The organism is Neobacillus drentensis, assembly GCF_036962765.1.
Classification (GTDB): domain Bacteria; phylum Bacillota; class Bacilli; order Bacillales; family Cytobacillaceae; genus Neobacillus; species Neobacillus drentensis_C.
In genome coordinates, this window is sequence record NZ_JBALOS010000188.1 from 1 (window position 1) to 18,228 (window position 18,228).

Here is an 18,228-nt window from a genome sequence, read left to right on the forward strand (position 1 = left end):
TGATGATTGACCATTTATTATGTATCATGGTGATTAATGAAACATAATAACTTTACCTACATATAATGAATAATGTTTAATATTGAATTACTTGGTAAAAATATACTATTGTTAAACCATCTAATTAATCGGTTTATTTAATATAATGAGGGATCTAAATGTTAATTCGTTATAAGAAAACTTTCGAAAAAATAGCCATGGGATTATTGTCCTTTATGCCAAGCGAAAAAGACTTAAAAAAGCTCCAGCATACTATGAAAGAATATGAAACCGAAGAGGAATGGCAGCTATTTCTTTGGAAAGAAGAAGATATTATCGGGCTTTTGGGTGTCTTGAATCACAATGACACCAATTCTTTAGAAATCTTGCATATCTCCGTTAATCCCTCCCATCGGTATCAGGGAATCGGTAAAAAAATGGTTAAAGCATTAAAAGAAATGTATGCGGAAAAAGAAATTACTGCGAATGAAAATACGGCCGCTTTTATCGAAAAATGTGATTTTTGCTAGATTACATTCAAAAGGCAGTGAATAATTATTTATTCGCTGCCTTTTCGCATTTTTAATGACTGCTGTCTTTCTTCTATTATGCTGGTTCTGTCACGCAATTTATGACGATCGATAATGGATTTATTTTTTAAATCGCTTTCCCTTCCCCAAATAAACCCTTTTTGTTCACATGTCTTTCTCGAAAGTTCTGCTAAGGCTTTGTCTGAGATAGGCAGGGAAACGCTTTGATAGGATTCTCCTTTTTCAAGGGCGGATAGCAGTCCATTTAATAAATGTAAAAGCTCCACATTCTGTAACCCTAGTTTAGTCATAGCATCTGGCTGTAATTCAAAAATCTTAATTGCTTTTATTAACGTCCTCTTTGCACCGCTAAAATTATGGCGGCGATGATGATAAAGAGACACGGACATTAAGATTAATCCCACCCAGATGGAATCTTTGTTTCTCGAATCAATCTTTTTCCAATAGTCTTCGAGAAGTTCGTGGCATTCGAAATAATCACGATCTCCATGAAAATGTGCTAAAAATTGGATATACTCGCTCGGGTACAAGCAATTACCTCCTTACTAAATATTTATTTTTAGTTTATCACAGTTTAATGGATCCTAAATAAACCAAAGATCCCTAAATGAAAAAAACCCGTCAAGGATGACGGGGACAAAAGGTCTAACTAAAATTGGATGCCTAAGGGAACCGGTTTGGTGGCAGTTCCTTTTAGCCTGCCAAGATTAATTAATAAACCCAGGAAGCACCAACGATAATTAACAAGATAAATAGAACTACAATTAACGCAAATCCGGATCCAAATCCGTCAGACATATTTAATACCTCCTAAAAGTTGTTTTGTTCTTTTCCTTGTCATCATATGTAGGATATTTGTCCATTGTTATGGGCAAACATCATGATTTGATAATATTCCCACGTCAAGTTGATTTTTCTATTGGATAACCTTATCTAATCCTCTATACTATTAATAGTCGAAATGAATAATTAACAACTTATTTTTAAAGAATTTTGGTGAAGTACAATGCCATATCAGGTGAAAATTGATGCATTTGAAGGACCGTTAGATTTGTTGCTCCATTTAATTAATGGGCTGGAAATTGATATATATGATATTCCTGTTGCCCAAATAACCGAGCAATACTTAATGTATATAAAGACAATGAATGAGCTTAAGTTAGATGTAGCAAGCGAGTTTTTGGTGATGGCTGCGACTTTACTTGTAATCAAGAGTAAAATGCTTTTGCCCAAGCATGAGGAGGTTCTTGATCATGAGGATCCTGACATGTTATATGAAGAGGATCCAAGAGACGAACTTGTTGAGCGTCTAATAGAATATCGAAAGTATAAAGAAGCGGCACATGATTTAAAATCGATGGAGGTGGAGCGTGGGCTCATGTACACAAAGCCTCCAAGTGATCTCTCCGAGTTTACAAAAGACAGCCAGCCTGAAAAAGCAGAGTTAAATGTATCTTTATATGATATGCTGGCTGCATTTCAAAAATTAATGCGGCGAAAGAAGCTTCAGCGCCCGATGGCCACGAAGATTACGCGTCAAGAAATATCGATTGACACAAGAATGACAGAAATTATGAATGATTTAAAACAGCTAACAGGTCGGAAAAACTTTAATGATTTATTTCCTTATCCCACTAAGGACCACATCGTTGTAACCTTTTTGGCGATCTTGGAGTTAATTAAAAGAAAAGAGATAGATGCACACCAACAAGAGAACTTTGGAGATATTTATGTCGAAGCTGTAGAGAAAGGGGCAGAAATGGTTGGACATCATTAATTGGAACAGTATTCTTGAAAGCCTTTTGTTTGCTGCCGGAGACGAAGGACTTTCACTGAAACAACTAGCAGAGGTCCTCGAAGTTAGTGAACTACAAGCAAATGAAATTATCGTAGATCTGAAAAAAGAATATGACCGTGACGTCAATAGGGGAATTATGATCGTCCAGCTTGCGGGAACTTACCAGCTTGCGACGAAAAAAGAAAATGCTTCTTATTTAAAAAAACTAGTTGATTCCCCCCATACTTCAACATTATCACAGGCAGCATTAGAAACGTTAGCAATCATAGCTTATAAGCAGCCAATAACTCGGGCTGAAATTGAGGAAATACGTGGTGTCAAAACGGAAAGACCGTTGCATACCCTAATGGCAAAAGCGTTGATCAAAGAGGTTGGTCGTGCGGAAGGTACAGGTAGAGCCTATTTATATGGGACAACAAAAGAGTTCCTTGATTATTTTGGGCTTAAAAGTATTGAAGAACTTCCTCAACTTCCTGAAAAGGCAGAAGAAGAATTCGTTCAGGAAGAAGCAGATTTATTTTTCGAGAAATTTGAGGAAACGATTAATTCTTAATTTTCAAATACTTATTCGGATTTATGTTAAAATAAATCTAAGTAAATTATTCAATTCTTTCACAATGAGTTGACCAGATTTAGTTGCCATATTTTCATTGGCCAAGGAGTGGAATTAATTTGTTAATTAAAGAGTGTAAAGGGTTTGAATTAGAAAAAGAAAAATCAAATACTTCTGAGGATTTTTTTAACAGAAGCATCATTACTTTTTATGAGGACGGAGAGGAAAAAACACTTCATGTTCTTTATGTAAGGTATTTTGATGAACTTCGCCATGAATTCACACCATACCAACAGGACCCCATTTTTGTTCAGCAAGATCAAGAAATTACCTTTAAAGATATTGTTGCGCTTGTCTGTCTTTTGAAAAATCCGGGCCTGCGCAGCCGGAAACGGCTTTATATTAATTCTAAGCAGGAATTTTCTTCGTATTTTCAAGATATCAATTATAGTAAATTACCTGAAATCTTTCTTTCTCTAAATCAAAAGAAAGAATATGAACTTCGTTCTCCACTTGAATTCATAATGCAGCCAAAATAGTCTAAAAAACGAAGTAATAAATTAGGGGGTAAACAATGGGTAATACATTGGTAAAAACACAATTAAATGATGTAAAGAGTTTTCTTGGAAAGTCCATTTCAATATTAGAGGAATTTTTAAATGAAACAACTATTTCACAATTAAACTTAGAAACTGATGAGGATCGTCACTATAATAAACTGATCTTAGCAAATTTACGAAAATTAAGTGTTTATAGCGAAGAAGGATTTGATGCATGTTCTGTTATTTTACAGGGTAATCCTTTTCAAAAAGCTGCTGCTGAAAAAACTCTGTATAAAATTTATCATCAATGTATTGAAGAGTTTTTCTCGCCGAAGAATGATGCATGGTATGAAGACAGCAGATCCGCTTATACCGGAAGGAACTCCATTAAGTTTTACCGCCCTGTTTCAGACATCATCGTTCAGTTGGTCAAAAGTTTAGAAGGTGACTTTCAAAGAATAAGGGAAGAACTTGAGTACTATGAAACAGATTACAGAACAAAAATGATCCAATCAAAATAAGCTTGACCTTTTATCGGCTGTCCTAATAGGGCAGCTTTTTATTTTGTTCTTATTAATTCCTAATACTCATACCATTTAGGTAGATTAATTATCAATACCAAGTGGGGGATGGGGAATTGTATGGATAAATTTAGTCAGTATGTAAACGAAATGTTTGATTGGAATGAACAAATGAAGCAGTTTCTTCAATCAGATAAGGAGGGAGGTAATTCCGAATTATGGGAACATTTGGACGAATTTACTGAATTGATTGAAAATACAAGAAAACAGTTGACAAATGAAGAGCTGCTATCTCTACAAGCTAAAGCTGAAAATATCCATGAGCAAATGGAAAATTACTTTAGTAGAAAACAAGCCAGCGGTGTCATTGTGGTGGCAGAAAAAGCACTTCCTCCTGGCGGGCATACACTACCAGAGTTACCCTATACCTATAATGCTTTAGAACCCTATATTTCAGAGGAGATCATGAGGCTCCATCACGATAAGCATCACCAGTCTTATGTCGATGGATTAAATAAAGCAGAACTTAATCTTAAAAAAGCAAGGGAAACGAATGATTTTTCATTAATAAAACATTGGTCAAGAGAGCTTGCCTTTCACGGATCAGGACATTACCTTCATACGATTTTTTGGAAAAACATGAGCCCTGATGGAGGAGGGAGCCCAAAAGGACTGCTGAAAAGTGAAATAGAAAAATACTTTGGTAGTTTTTCGGCTTTTAAGAAGCATTTTTCTGAAGCGGCCAAACAAGTAGAGGGAGTTGGCTGGGCGCTATTGGTTTGGTCACCTCGAGCAAGGCATTTGGAGATCCTGCAATCTGAACGACACATGCTTTTGACCCAATGGGACACAATTCCACTCTTAGTATTAGATGTTTGGGAGCATGCTTATTATCTTCAGTACAAGAACAAACGACCTGAATATGTAGACAACTGGTGGAATATAGTCAATTGGCATGATGTAGAAATGCGCTATGAAAAAGCTGCGGACATAAAATGGCCTGCTTTCTAAGAAAAGCCGAGCCCCTAAAAGCAGACGGTGACCTGTCGTCTGCTTTCGTTTTTGCTGCAATCGGCTTTTCTGAATAAATAGTCATAACAAGACTCGTCCTGCATAAACTTGTACAAGAAATATGAAAAGCAGACGCGCCTTGGCGCTAGAGTAGATAACTTTACAAGGGGACGAGGTTAATCTAATGAGAATGATTTGGAAGCTAGTTATTTTTTCTCTCATAGTCTCACTATTCATTGCTAACATTCCTCAAAAGGTGGAAGCTTCTGTTTCCGTAAGTGCAGCAAGTGCTGTTTTGATAGAGCAGAATTCAGGGCGTATCCTTTATGAGAAAGATGCCCACACAAAAAGGCGAATCGCAAGTATTACTAAAATAATGACTGCGAAACTTGCAATTGAATCAGGGAAAATGAATCAATATGTAAAAGTAAGTGAACAAGCAACTCACGCAGAAGGATCCTCTGTTTATTTAAAGCCCGGTGAAAAAATTAAACTTAAAGATTTAGTTTATGGATTGATGCTTAGGTCTGGAAATGACACCGCTGTAGCCATTGCCGAATATGTTGGTGGAAGTGTAGAAGGATTTGTCTATTTAATGAATCAAAAGGCAAAGGAAATTGGGATGTTAAATACCCATTTTTCTAATCCTCATGGCCTTGATGATCATGAAGAGCACTATTCCACTGCTTACGATATGGCCATATTAATGCGTTATGCCATGCAGGATAAAACCTTTAAAAAAATCTCTGGTACAAAGGTCTATCGAGCATCGAACCCAACAGAGGATTGGGATCGTGTTTGGAAAAATAAAAATCGATTGCTAGCAAAATATAAATATACAACTGGTGGAAAAACAGGTTACACAAAACGGGCAAAACGGACCCTGGTCACTACTGCAACAAAGGGAGATATGAGTTTAATTGCAGTCACTTTGAATGACCCAGATGATTGGAATGACCATATTACCATGTATGAAAGTGGTTTTAAAGGATTTGATATGGCTGAAGTATTATCTGAGGGGAAAATTGATGGTATTAAAAATAAATATTATAAGAATCATTTATTCGTTAAGAAAACCATTGTCTATCCGGTAACGAGTGAGGAAATGGATTTGTTTTCGATTAAATATAAGTTGAATAAGCCGGCCAAAAAATTTTATGAAGATAAGAAAAATGATGAGGTTGTAGGTAAGGCAGCAGTATATTTAGACGGGCGAGTGGTCCAAGAAACCCCCATTTACTATCAAAGCTTACCCGAAAAGAAAGAAGGATTGTTTGATTTTGTAAAGAAAATTTTTCTGATCTTCATTGGTGTGAAGGACAATGGTTAATTATATCTGGGGGTTTATGATCATTATTGGTTTTATTTTCGCACTAATCAATGGGACAATGGCTGAAGTGAACAAAGCAATCTTTGATGGGGCGAAAGAAGCAGTGACACTTTGCATCGGGCTAATTAGTGTCCTTGTCTTTTGGCTGGGAATGATGCGAATTGCTGAGGAATCTGGCCTTTTAGAACGTCTTTCCCGACTATTTCGTCCACTTGTTAAACGACTTTTCCCTGAAGTACCGGTAAACCATCCAGCAATGGGGTATATATTATCAAATATGATTTCCAACATGTTTGGATTAGGAAATGCAGCCACTCCTCTAGGTATAAAGGCGATGGAGGAACTAAAAAAGTTAAATGGAGGAAAGAATTCAGCCAGCAGGTCCATGGTCACCTTTTTAGCCATTAATACGGCGAGCATTACGATTATTCCCACAACTGTCATAGCGATTAGAATGAATTATCATTCTGCTTCCCCTACCGAGATTGTCATTCCAACAATCATTGCAACAATTATCTCTGCAATAGGAGCAATCTTAATCGACCGTTATTTCTACTATCGCAGAAACAGAAAAGGATGAAGAAACATGGAACTGATTTCGACTATATCCCTAACTTTTATCCCCTTATTGATTGGGTTTATTCTATTATATGGAACGATCAAACGCGTCTCAACTTATGAAAGTTTTGTTGAAGGCGGAAAGGAAGGCATTAAAATTGCCGTATCGATTATCCCCTTTCTTGTGGGTATGCTCGTGGCGATTTCCGTCTTCAGGGCATCAGGTGCATTGGATGCTCTTATGAATTGGATTCGTCCACTCATGAAAACAATGGGAGTGCCTGCTGAAATTGTTCCATTACTACTGATTAGACCGATTTCTGGTAACGCTGCACTTGGGATGACGAGTGATTTAATTGCGGTTTATGGCCCTGATTCATTTATTGGCCGTTTAGCATCTGTTTTGCAAGGGAGCACTGACACGACTTTTTATGTTTTAACGGTCTATTTTGGAGCGGTTGGTATTAAAAAAATGGGTGACGCTCTTAAAGTAGGTCTTCTCGCTGACGTTGTCGGCATTATCGCGGCGATTGCAGTAGTAGCTTTTATTTTTGGAAATAAATAATAATAGAATATATGAGGCATGTTCTTTTGGACATGCTTTTTTATTTTTGGCTGTGTACAAAGTTATTGTTGATAGTTTAGCCGTGTTGATTGGATCGGAAAGGGCGAGACTCCTGTGGGAGTACGGGCTGGGGAGACCCCGCAGGCCTAAGCGCCAAGGAGGCTCCACGGACCGCCCGCGGAAAGCGAAGCCCTTGAAGCGGAAGTTAACATGCACGTATTACACAGCCTTATTTTTTAACCTATTAAAATCCCTTACTTTGAAAAGTGGAGGAATTGTGTCATAATTCATAAGGATAGGTTCCTGTTTTCGTTTACGTGCATTCAATCTGATCGAATTGCTCAAACGAAACAATAGCACTATGCTGGAATCTTATCTTTTTATATAGATAAATTCGAGGTGGAATAATGGAAAGATTGCAAAAAGTAATTGCTCGAGCGGGCATTGCTTCTAGAAGAAAATCTGAGGAATTGATAAAAGAAGGGCGAGTAAAGGTAAATGGAAAGGTTGTTACTGAACTAGGTCTGAAGGTATCACCATCTGATAGGGTAGAAGTAAATGAAATTCAGATTGAGAAAGAAGAACCTGTTTATTTCCTTTTATATAAACCAAGAGGTGTTATATCAAGCGTTAATGATGAAAAGGGCAGAAAGGTCGTCACAGATTTCTTTCCGCACTTAAAGGAAAGAATATATCCAGTTGGACGCCTAGATTATGATACATCTGGTTTATTAGTGTTAACCAATGATGGAGAATTTGCTAATTTGCTCATGCATCCTAAAAATGAAATTGATAAAGTTTATGTGGCAAAAATTAAAGGAATTCCATTAAAGGAAAATCTGAGGAAACTCGAAAGAGGCATCCGTTTAGAAGATGGAAAAACAGCCCCTGCAAGAGTGAAATTACTCTCTGCAGATAATAAGAAACAAACTGCGATCGTTGAAATAACCATCCATGAAGGTAGAAATCGTCAGGTTAGAAGGATGTTCGACGCAATTGGCCATGAAGTGTTGAAATTGAAGCGTGAACGATATGGCTTCTTAACACTAAGTGGGTTGAGGACAGGTGATGCAAGAGAACTGACTCCGCATGAAGTAAAACAGCTGAGAGCATTTGGAATGGGGTCAGGTAAAAAAAATTCATAAAACCGTCACAAATTATGTTCTGCTTTAACACTGTGGTTATGTTGGAAAATGCTATAATTTAAACAAACTGTGTCAGGTGATTTATTGGAGGGTTATTTATGAAAAAGCGGCGATTAGTTATAAGATCAATCATCTTACTATTACTAGGTTCAGCCGTTGTTTATACGCTATATGCTAATTTTACGAAGGATACCAAACAAAAAGTAGCGGTGGGTGGACAGGCGCCTGATTTTGCATTGGTAGATATGCAAGGGAATAAACATCAGCTGACAGATTACCGCGGACAGGGTGTTTTCTTGAATTTCTGGGGAACATGGTGTCCGCCTTGTAAAAAAGAAATGCCCTATATTAATAATCAGTATCATCAGTATAAAGACAAAGGCGTACAAGTCTTGACAGTAGATATTCAAGAATCTGAACTCGCTGTTAATCAATTTGCTGAACGGTTAAAACTGGATTTTCCGATTATGATTGATACGGATAAAGAAGTGATGAATACTTATGGAATTGATCCGCTTCCAGCTACATTTTTGATTGATAAGAACGGCAAGGTCGTAAAGTATTATACGGGTGAACTTACCGAAGAAAAAGTAAGGGAGTTTATGGAGAAAATTAAACCATAAGGTTGTAGGGAGTTTTTTTTATGAAAGATGTTAAATGTGAATGTGGGCATGTGAATCCACATGGAACCGTTTTATGTGAAGCCTGTGGAAAAGAGCTAATCATTCAAACTAACTCAGAACAGCTTATTGATATGCGCTATGAAGGTAGTGCACGCCGTTCACAAACATACAATAAAACTATTATTGATAAAATATGGAACTTTTTTTCATCGGTAAAGGTTGGCGTTTGGCTGATAATTATTACTTTAATTGCCTCATCTCTTGGAACCATTTTACCTCAGGAAATGTATATTAATTTACCTGCAGATGTATATTACGAGCAAGAATACGGCTGGTTTGGTAAATTATATTACCAATTAGGATTCAATGACTTATATGGTTCCTGGTGGTACTTAATCTTGATTGCGATGATCGGTATTTCGCTAGTAATTTGTAGTCTTGATCGGGTTGTGCCTTTATATAAGGCTCTTAAGGCCCAAAGGGTAACTAGGCATGAGGGCTTTTTAAAACGCCAGCGTGTTTTTGGTGTGAACGAAGCAGCAGGTGAAGGTGATTACACGGCGATTAAAAAACATTTACAGAAACGACGTTACCATATTCGTGAAGAAAATGGTGATATTTTAGCGGAAAAAGGCAGATTTTCTCGCTGGGGTCCATATGTAAACCATGTTGGTTTGATTATTTTCTTATTTGGTGGAATGCTCCGCTTTATTCCCGGAATGTACGTAAATGAAGACCTTTGGGTACGCGAAGGCGAAACAGCTGTTGTTCCAGAGACGGATGGGCAGTTCTATCTTCATAATAATAAGTTCATTCTGGAGCACTATGATAAAAATAAAGATAAAACCTTTGAAAAGGCGATTAATAAGGCCGGAGAAGTAGTAAAAAATTATCAATCCAATGTTATTCTATATAAGCATGTTGGAGAAAATCTGCCTGGTGAGAAACCGACGCTTAAGAAAATTAAAGATTATAAGGTTCGGGTTAATTTACCACTTACCTATGAAGGCTATTCGGTTTTTCAAGCTTCATTCAGGAATGAATTAAGTAAGATGTCATTTGCATTGACAAATCAACAGACAAATAAATCAGCTGGGGAACTTACCATTGATCTCCGGGATCCGAAGATGAAGTATGATCTTGGAAATGGTTACTCGGTTGAAATACTAAACTATTTTCCCGACTTTGAATTTGCGGACAATGGTGAACCATCAACTAAATCCCGAGTACCAAACAACCCGGCTTTTGTCTTTCGGATGGTCTCTCCTGAAAAGCCAAAAGGGGAAACTAGTTTTGTAGCCATCAAGCAAACGATTGAACCTTTCGGTGATAATCAGTATAAGATGACGTTTAAAGGCATTGAAACGACAAACGTTTCAGGATTTATTGTTCGAAAGGATTCAACATTATGGGTGATTATTATAGGTGGAATCATCTTTATGATCGGTGTTATTCAAGGTGCTTATTGGAACCATCGTCGCATCTGGATTCAAAACAAAAATGGACAAGTGTGGATTGCTGCACATACAAACAAAAATTGGTATGGTTTAAAGCGAGAGATGGAAGTTGTATTGGCAGATACGAATCTTGCAATGCCGCTCGATCAAGCGCAAATAGAAGAAACGGACAAAGGGGGAGCCTAGTTGGCAACACTAAGTAGTAATTTATTATTTATTTCATTTATTTTGTATTTAGTAGCCACTCTATTTTTTGGTGGGTCAATTAAATCCAAAAAGGCTGATTATGAAAAGCAAGGAACCAATAGGTGGGGAAAAATCGCAGTCTTTTTAACGATTGTTGGTTTTATCTCGCAATTAGGGTACTTCATTACTAGATGGATTGCTGCGGGACACGCTCCAGTCAGCAACATGTTTGAGTTTACAACATTCTTTGGAATGGCTCTTGTCGGTGCATTTATTGTTATTTATTTTATTTATCGGACGACCTTACTAGGATTATTTACAATGCCTGTAGCCATTTTAGTAATTGCTTACGCTAGTATGTTTCCAAAAGACATATCCCCATTAATACCCGCATTACAAAGTTACTGGCTGCATATTCACGTAACAACAGCTGCGATTGGAGAAGCCATTTTAGCGATTAGTTTTGCGGCAGGTCTTATTTATCTTGTAAAGGCAATCGATCAAACAAAACCCAGCAAGCGGACTTTTTGGTTAGAGGTTGTAATGTTTTCATTAGTTGTCGTTCTAGGATTTGTTGCTATATCTTCGATTTTTTCAGGAATGGGTTATCATGAAAAATTTAATTGGATGGATAAACATGATAATGAGGCAGTTGTTGAATATACGATGCCTGCGATTTCCGGACCTCATGAAGGAGAACTGCTAACGAAAGATGGATTCAAGCCCTTGTTTGAAGTGCCTGCCTTCATCAATGCTAAAAAATTAAATACTGTCATCTGGTCATTGATGGCGGGACTCGTTATTTACGGCATAATTCGTTTAATTTTAAGAAAGCGAATTGCGGCAGCCCTAAAACCGATTGTGAAAAATATTAAATTAGACTTTGTTGATGAGATTAGCTATAGGTCTGTATTAATCGGTTTCCCAGTTTTTACGCTTGGTGCGCTTATTTTTGCTATGATTTGGGCACAAATGGCGTGGTCAAGGTTCTGGGGGTGGGACCCAAAAGAAGTTTGGGCGTTAATTACATGGTTGTTCTATGCAGCATTTTTACATCTCCGTCTTTCAAAAGGATGGCATGGAGAAAAATCCGCATGGCTAGCTGTCATTGGCTTTGTCATCATTATGTTTAACCTAGTTGCAGTTAATCTTGTTATTGCTGGACTTCATTCTTATGCAGGTTCTTAATAGGAAAGAAAAAAAGAACCTTTAATTTTATAGCCTTCACTTATTTATAAGTGAAGGCTTTTTAAAAATCTTTATTCTGTAATAGTTGTCATTATTTAGACACTTTTTACAGGACTAATTATCACGAAAATATAGCATAAAACAATCCCGTTTTGTAAAATAAACTCCATGGGGGGATTAATAATGGAAAAAGATGTGAAAATTTTAGTGGTAGATGACGAGGAAAGAATTCGTCGTTTATTAAAAATGTATTTAGAGCGTGAAGATTATAAAATTGATGAAGCGGAAGACGGAAATGAGGCTCTAGAGAAGGCATTTGAAAATGATTATGATGCGATTCTTCTCGACCTAATGATGCCTGGTAAGGATGGAATTGAAGTTTGTCGTGAATTAAGAGAGAAAAAGGCAACACCGGTAATCATGCTTACCGCGAAAGGTGAAGAGATTAATCGTGTCCAAGGCTTTGAAGTGGGGACAGATGATTATATTGTCAAACCATTCAGCCCAAGGGAAGTTGTTTTACGAGTTAAAGCTTTATTAAGAAGGTCATCGCAAACAAGTTACCTGCAAACGGAAACAACAACGAAAGACGTTATTGTTTTTCCACACTTAACAATTGATAATGATGCACACAGAGTATCTGCTGATGGTAAAGAAGTAAGTTTAACACCGAAAGAATATGAATTACTTTATTTCTTAGCGAAAGCACCTGATAAAGTCTTTGATCGCGAACAGTTACTTAAAGAAGTATGGCATTATGAATTTTTTGGGGATTTACGTACGGTTGATACACATGTTAAGCGCCTCCGTGAAAAATTAAACAAAGTTTCCGAACAAGCTGCAAGAATGATTGTTACAGTTTGGGGTGTAGGCTATAAATTTGAGGTTATTAATGAATGACATTTTTAAGAAGTGTTGTAGGAAAGCTATGGTTAACGATCCTTTTGTTAGTATCATTTGTGCTATTCATCTTAACAATCATGCTTCTCGAATTTTTCCAAAACTACAATACTCTTGAGATGAAGAAGGATTTGACCAACACAGCTGAGAAGATTGCTTACGTTATTGAAGAACACTCTAATGGAGAATTTTCATTAGGAGTAGAGATATCCTGGGAAATTATCGATAAAGTATATAATGTAGTGATTATTAAAAATGAAAATGAAATCTATTACTCTCCAAACACGGAAAAGACCAAAAGGTTATCATTGGCAGATATTAAAAATGATCCAAGTTTATCAAAAGTCTTTAATAAGGATGTAAATGTAGAGAAAATTTCCAATCTGGCTTTCAATGATGATAAGGGAACTCAGTATACGATAATCGGTGTCCCTTTGCACATTCCTGGGGAAGAACATAGTGCAGTTTTCATTTATCAATCATTGGAAGTCATGCAAGAAACAACCCATGAAACAACCAAATTTATTCTACTGGTTGCGGGTGTCGCTATCATCCTTACGACTATATTTGCTTTCTTTTTGTCAACAAGAATTACCGCTCCGTTAAGAAAGATGAAAGAAGCAGCTTTTGAAGTCGCAAGGGGGAAATTCGATACCAAGGTTCCCATTCTTACTCATGATGAAATTGGTGAACTTGCAACTGCGTTTAATCAAATGGGCAGGCAATTAAAATTTAATATGAGTGCTCTAAGCCAAGAGAAAGAGCAACTCTCCAGTATTTTAAGCAGTATGGCTGATGGTGTTATAACTTTTAATCGGGATGGAACAATCCTCATTACCAATCCTCCCGCAGACCGTTTTCTTCAGTATTGGTATTATGAAATGGAGGGATATAGTCCCGATTCAGAAGCTATACCTCCAGAAGTGATGGATCTATTTCAACAGGCAGTTGATACTGAAGCAGAACAAGTGGGTGAAATTTCATTTCAAGGAAGGCATTGGGTCATGCTAGTTAGTCCGTTATATAGTAATCAATTTATTCGTGGTGCAGTTGCTGTTCTAAGGGATATGACAGAGGAACGGCAGTTAGAAAAAATGAGAAAAGACTTTATTGCTAATGTTTCACATGAACTTAGAACGCCGATATCCATGTTACAAGGTTATAGTGAGGCAATTGTTGACGATATTGCTGAATCCCAGGAAGAGAAAAAGGAAATGGCTAAGGTCATCTATGATGAATCATTGCGGATGGGGCGGCTTGTTAATGAGTTACTTGATTTGGCCCGTATGGAAGCAGGACATATCCAATTAACAATGGAAGAAATGGATATTACCGCATTTATTAATCGGATTATCCACAAGTTTCAAGGCTTAGCCAAAGATAATGAAATTCAGTTGTACGCAGATATTGCTAATGGAATCAGCTCTATTTCCTTTGACCCTGATCGTATTGAACAAGTACTCACTAATTTAATTGATAATGCAATCAGACATACACCTAAAGGTGGTTCGGTAAATTTAAGTGTGACATCAGAAGATAAAGGGATCATGATTCGAGTGAAGGATTCTGGGTCTGGTATTCCTGAAGAAGACTTGCCATTTGTCTTTGAACGGTTTTATAAAGCTGATAAAGCCCGAACGAGAGGCAGAGCTGGGACAGGCCTGGGTCTTGCCATAGCTAAAAATATTATCGATGCACATCGTGGTCATATTTCTGTTCAAAGTAAACTCGGTCAAGGTACGACATTTTCCTTCCTCATACCACGAAAATAGTAAAAAGAACAAGTTTTTTGCCGATTGTTCTTGATTCATGAGAAACACTTAAAAGCGGAAGCGACTTGTTTTTAGGATTGACAAGTATAAGATGAGCCGTCAGGAAGGTTGATTTTTAACCTTCTCGACGGATTGGCCTATGACCTCGAGTCCCTAGTGGCTGGAGCTATTTACAATAAAATGCTCATCCCTTAAAGGGATGAGTTTTTTATATTATTTGGGAATTGAATTCCAAATAATACCTTTCCTTTTGTCACAAAAAAGTCTATATTTATAAGGTGAAACTTTTATACATAAAAATCGACTAATATTATGAACGGGGAGGGGAATTGATGGACTCCGTTTTCGATGAACTTTATCAAAAATATCATCATGACGTATTTCAATTTCTATTTTATATGGTAAGAAATAAAGAACAAGCCGAAGACCTGGTTCAGGAGGTCTATATTAGGGTTTTTAAATCCTATGGACGTTTTGAAGGAAAGAGCAGTGAGAAAACATGGTTATTTTCGATTGCCAGAAATGTAGCCATCGACTTTTTCCGAAAACAAAAAGGATGGAAAGAACGATTGCTGGAAAAATTTGATTGGTCGACTGACCAACTGAAAGATAGGTATCCGATACCGGAAGAAATCGCGGTGCAAAGGGAGGAAATAAGGTGGGTGTACAACTGCCTGGAATATTGCACTTTTGATCAACGCGCAGTTATTATACTCCGGTATATTCAAGATTTGTCTATTTCTGAAACAGCTCAAGCTTTAGGATGGACTGAAAGTAAGGTGAAAACAACACAACACCGTTCCTTAAAGGTTTTGAAGAAACATATGGAATTGTCTTATGAAAAGGAGGGATCAGCTAGTGAAAAAGTCAGAGTGGAGCGATAAGCAGCTCGAAGAATTACTAAGGCAAATGCCTAAAATACAAGATGATCGCAATCCTCGTGACATATATCAAAATCTTTCGATTAGGAAAGCAAAAACAAAACAATGGCTGGTACCTGGCTTAGCCACAGTGGCTGCCTTGCTCATATTCTTTATCTTAGTTCCAAAATTAATGGTCGGGACCCTATACTCGGGAGATAAAGTAAGTCAAGAAAAATCTTCAGAAAAACAAGATATGCAAACAGCGGATGAAAAATCCTCCATTTCCTTGCAAGAGGATAATGCAAGTTCAAAAGCAAGAACATTTTCAAGTGCGGAAAAAATAAAAATTATGAAAACGGCTATCTATGATGAAGAAGTGGGGAAGGGAAAAGTGTTAACTTATTGGATTCCTGACCCGCAAGCACAAATTCTTATTCCAGTTTCAACCATAGTAAATGATACAAAAGATAAAACATGGCTTACGCTATTTAATGAAAATATGGAAAATTTAAAGGAGCAGGAATGGGGATTAAGTGAGTTCTATCCACTAAATGCTACATTAAATCTTGATGATAAAAATAAAACTGTTTTGGTTGATGTCCCGGAAAACCACCAGTATGGACAAGGATCAGCAACAGAAACAAATTTTATGAATGTTTTACAAAAGGATATTTCTACAAACAGTAATTTCAAAAAAATAAAGTTCTCAACTAATGGTAACCCTGGAATTGAGTTAGGAAATTTTGGGCGCCAGGAAGAATTAAATATTCATGATGAAAAGAATCATGCCTTCTTCTTTTACTATTCCGAAGGTAATGAAATACCCTACTTAGTCCCATCCATCGACACTTTTAAAGATATTCAGACTGCTTTAGATGCGATGAAGAAGGATCATCCTTTACTAGGGTTAAAAAGTTCGCTTATTCCTTCATTGCCTATAAGTGAGGTATCTATTAAGGAAAAAACATTAATTGTTACAATTAAGGAAAATACCATCATTGAAGAAGACCAAACAACAATAAATGCTTATGAATCACTGTTATTGACAGCAAAAGAATTTGGTTTAGAAAAAGTCGTTATTACGAATCCCCCAATAAATAATATTGGACCATTTGACCTTTCAAGAGAAAACAAAGTCCCTCGAGCTCCGAACCTACGGACGATTCAATAATTTTCCCAATCAACCGATGATGGTTGATTTTTTTTATGTAAGGACTGTGTTAAAGGTTATAGTTGATAATATAGCAATGTTGATTGGAACGGAAATCAAAATACAAATATTACACTGCATATGTATAAAATAACGGTTGTCTCCAAATTATAACAAGTATGCCTAATCACTTCTCCAATAAGGAATATGTTCTAAATGTGAACGAAACAACATATTGTTTGGAGGAGGAAAAGAACTAAGGAGGTTGACAAAAGAAAATGCGAGACTACATAAAAAGGGTTATTATAGCCCTAATTATGGCGCTATGTGTCAGTTTGTTATTTTTAGGAGGAAGACATTCGGAAGCAAGCATGAAGGTTGAAAATGAGGTAAAAGATGGATGGATTTGGCCTGCAGATGGGATTATTTCTGATACATATGGAACGAGGATGGGCAAACATAAGGGGATTGATATCGCTGGAAAATTGAATACACCTGTCCTTGCGGTAGCTGACGGACAGGTGGTAAAATCTTATTATTCTAATACATATGGAAATGTAGTGTTTATTAAACATCCAAGTCATTTTGTTACTGTCTATGCACACTTAAACAAACGAAATGTATTTGAAGGTCAAAAAGTTAAGCAAGGTACAGAAATAGGGAAAATGGGGAAAACTGGACAAGCTACTGGAACCCATCTTCATTTTGAAACCCATCAAGAAGAGTGGAGATATGATAAGAAGTTTGCCTTGGATCCTGAAAAGATCCTAGGAAGAGCCGACACAGGGGAGATGGTACGAGGAGGTATCGCTGCCAGTTATGACGATGTATTAGAGGCAAGTTCACATATTAAAATCCAAAATGAAGATAAGCTAAAACCATATATCGTTAAACAAGGTGATACATTATATTCGATTTCGATGAAAAGAAACATCTCAGTTAAACGTATTAAAGAGCTTAATCATCTTTCCTCGGATTTGATTAAACCTAAGCAAATTTTAAATGTAAATTAATGTACAACAACAAAACCCGTTGACTACTGTCAGTGGGTTTTGTTGTTGAAATGGCTATAAAAGTTACAAACTCGTTAAAGTGAGAACCTTTTACTTAACAAAAAATCGGTTCTAAAGTATAATTAAATTTGTAATTAAATATCGATCTATCTTCGGGGCAGGGTGAAATTCCCGATCGGCGGTATTTGAGTAAAGCTCATAAGCCCGCGAGCCGTATTTGGCAGGATTTGGTGCGATTCCAAAGCCGACAGTATAGTCTGGATGGGAGAAGATGGAGGTTCTGCAGACGTTCAAAAATTACAATTGTAAAGAACGTTTATTAAGCGTGCCTTTGTTAACTCCCTCAAGCAAACATTGTTGAGGGAGTTTTTATTTACATAGGTTGCGCTGTTTGCTGAACCTCTCTTCCTTAACGCGATGGATCAAAAAAGGAGAGAGGAAGATGAAGAAGATGAAGAAAAAGAGAAAAATGAATGTAAAGGCTTATGTGTCAATTGGAATGCTGAGTAGTATTGCCTATCTG

At 36.9% G+C, this 18,228-nt stretch carries 20 protein-coding genes and 1 riboswitch; of the genes, 18 read left to right on the forward strand and 2 right to left on the reverse strand.

Features of this window, described 5'->3' with window-relative positions:
• The first annotated feature begins 158 nt into the window (after positions 1–158).
• Positions 159–509 (forward strand): GNAT family N-acetyltransferase, encoded by a 351-nt coding sequence (locus V7137_RS21510; protein ID WP_335699959.1) that lies wholly within the window; start codon positions 159–161, stop codon positions 507–509.
• Positions 510–538: 29 nt separating this feature from the next.
• Here the strand turns inward: V7137_RS21510 and V7137_RS21515 are convergent, their stop codons facing one another.
• Together V7137_RS21515 and V7137_RS21520 are read right to left on the reverse strand one after the other, a co-directional pair.
• The gene (locus V7137_RS21515) at positions 539–1,060 is read right to left on the reverse strand and encodes a DUF309 domain-containing protein (RefSeq protein WP_335699960.1); all 522 of its coding nucleotides are present in this window, start codon (positions 1,058–1,060) and stop codon (positions 539–541) included.
• Between the two features lie 181 nt (positions 1,061–1,241).
• Complete coding sequence (locus V7137_RS21520) at positions 1,242–1,328, reverse strand: YjcZ family sporulation protein (RefSeq protein ID WP_142292238.1); 87 nt, start codon at positions 1,326–1,328, stop codon at positions 1,242–1,244.
• Positions 1,329–1,536: 208 nt separating this feature from the next.
• Between V7137_RS21520 and V7137_RS21525 the strand changes: the two genes are divergently transcribed.
• The 17 genes from V7137_RS21525 to V7137_RS21605 all read left to right on the forward strand — a co-directional run bounded on the left by V7137_RS21525 (position 1,537) and on the right by V7137_RS21605 (position 17,705).
• Complete coding sequence (locus V7137_RS21525; RefSeq protein WP_335699961.1) at positions 1,537–2,307, forward strand: segregation/condensation protein A; 771 nt, start codon at positions 1,537–1,539, stop codon at positions 2,305–2,307.
• Positions 2,294–2,881 carry an SMC-Scp complex subunit ScpB gene (gene scpB, locus V7137_RS21530; protein ID WP_335699962.1) on the forward strand — a complete coding sequence of 196 codons (588 nt, stop codon included), beginning with the start codon at positions 2,294–2,296 and terminating at the stop codon, positions 2,879–2,881. The genes V7137_RS21525 and scpB overlap by 14 nt, the downstream gene beginning before the upstream one ends.
• Before the next feature lie 119 nt (positions 2,882–3,000).
• Positions 3,001–3,420, forward strand: coding sequence for a hypothetical protein (locus V7137_RS21535; protein WP_335699963.1), 420 nt, complete (start codon positions 3,001–3,003; stop codon positions 3,418–3,420).
• A gap of 35 nt (positions 3,421–3,455) precedes the next feature.
• Complete coding sequence (locus tag V7137_RS21540; RefSeq protein ID WP_335699964.1) at positions 3,456–3,944, forward strand: YpuI family protein; 489 nt, start codon at positions 3,456–3,458, stop codon at positions 3,942–3,944.
• 120 nt (positions 3,945–4,064) lie between these two features.
• Positions 4,065–4,955, forward strand: coding sequence for a superoxide dismutase (locus V7137_RS21545; RefSeq protein WP_335699965.1), 891 nt, complete (start codon positions 4,065–4,067; stop codon positions 4,953–4,955).
• A 184-nt stretch (positions 4,956–5,139) separates the two neighbouring features.
• Complete coding sequence (locus V7137_RS21550) at positions 5,140–6,285, forward strand: D-alanyl-D-alanine carboxypeptidase family protein (RefSeq protein WP_335699966.1); 1,146 nt, start codon at positions 5,140–5,142, stop codon at positions 6,283–6,285.
• Positions 6,278–6,865: a nucleoside recognition domain-containing protein gene (locus tag V7137_RS21555; protein WP_335699967.1), complete on the forward strand. Its 588-nt coding sequence runs from the start codon at positions 6,278–6,280 to the stop codon at positions 6,863–6,865. The genes V7137_RS21550 and V7137_RS21555 overlap by 8 nt, the downstream gene beginning before the upstream one ends.
• A gap of 6 nt (positions 6,866–6,871) precedes the next feature.
• A complete protein-coding gene (locus tag V7137_RS21560) occupies positions 6,872–7,408 on the forward strand; it encodes a spore maturation protein (RefSeq protein WP_335699968.1) in 537 nt (178 codons plus the stop codon).
• A 407-nt stretch (positions 7,409–7,815) separates the two neighbouring features.
• Positions 7,816–8,553 (forward strand): 23S rRNA pseudouridine(2605) synthase RluB, encoded by a 738-nt coding sequence (rluB, locus tag V7137_RS21565; protein WP_335699969.1) that lies wholly within the window; start codon positions 7,816–7,818, stop codon positions 8,551–8,553.
• 98 nt (positions 8,554–8,651) lie between these two features.
• Positions 8,652–9,176 (forward strand): thiol-disulfide oxidoreductase ResA, encoded by a 525-nt coding sequence (resA, locus tag V7137_RS21570; RefSeq protein WP_335699970.1) that lies wholly within the window; start codon positions 8,652–8,654, stop codon positions 9,174–9,176.
• 20 nt (positions 9,177–9,196) lie between these two features.
• Positions 9,197–10,819 (forward strand): cytochrome c biogenesis protein ResB, encoded by a 1,623-nt coding sequence (gene resB, locus V7137_RS21575; RefSeq protein ID WP_335699971.1) that lies wholly within the window; start codon positions 9,197–9,199, stop codon positions 10,817–10,819.
• Entirely contained in the window at positions 10,820–12,007 is a 1,188-nt protein-coding gene (gene ccsB, locus V7137_RS21580; protein ID WP_335699972.1) for a c-type cytochrome biogenesis protein CcsB, read from the forward strand.
• Between the two features lie 183 nt (positions 12,008–12,190).
• A complete protein-coding gene (locus tag V7137_RS21585; RefSeq protein ID WP_218349135.1) occupies positions 12,191–12,907 on the forward strand; it encodes a response regulator transcription factor in 717 nt (238 codons plus the stop codon).
• Positions 12,904–14,679, forward strand: coding sequence for an ATP-binding protein (locus V7137_RS21590; RefSeq protein WP_335699973.1), 1,776 nt, complete (start codon positions 12,904–12,906; stop codon positions 14,677–14,679). Before V7137_RS21585 ends, V7137_RS21590 begins: the two co-directional genes overlap by 4 nt.
• A 332-nt stretch (positions 14,680–15,011) precedes the next feature.
• Positions 15,012–15,563, forward strand: a complete 552-nt coding sequence (gene sigX / locus V7137_RS21595; protein ID WP_335699974.1) for an RNA polymerase sigma factor SigX — start codon at positions 15,012–15,014, stop codon at positions 15,561–15,563.
• Positions 15,538–16,713, forward strand: coding sequence for a hypothetical protein (locus V7137_RS21600; RefSeq protein WP_335699975.1), 1,176 nt, complete (start codon positions 15,538–15,540; stop codon positions 16,711–16,713). Before sigX ends, V7137_RS21600 begins: the two co-directional genes overlap by 26 nt.
• Positions 16,714–16,970: 257 nt before the next feature.
• Positions 16,971–17,705 carry a peptidoglycan DD-metalloendopeptidase family protein gene (locus tag V7137_RS21605; protein ID WP_335699976.1) on the forward strand — a complete coding sequence of 245 codons (735 nt, stop codon included), beginning with the start codon at positions 16,971–16,973 and terminating at the stop codon, positions 17,703–17,705.
• A gap of 144 nt (positions 17,706–17,849) precedes the next feature.
• Positions 17,850–17,982: riboswitch (FMN riboswitch) on the forward strand.
• The last annotated feature ends 246 nt before the right edge of the window (positions 17,983–18,228 follow it).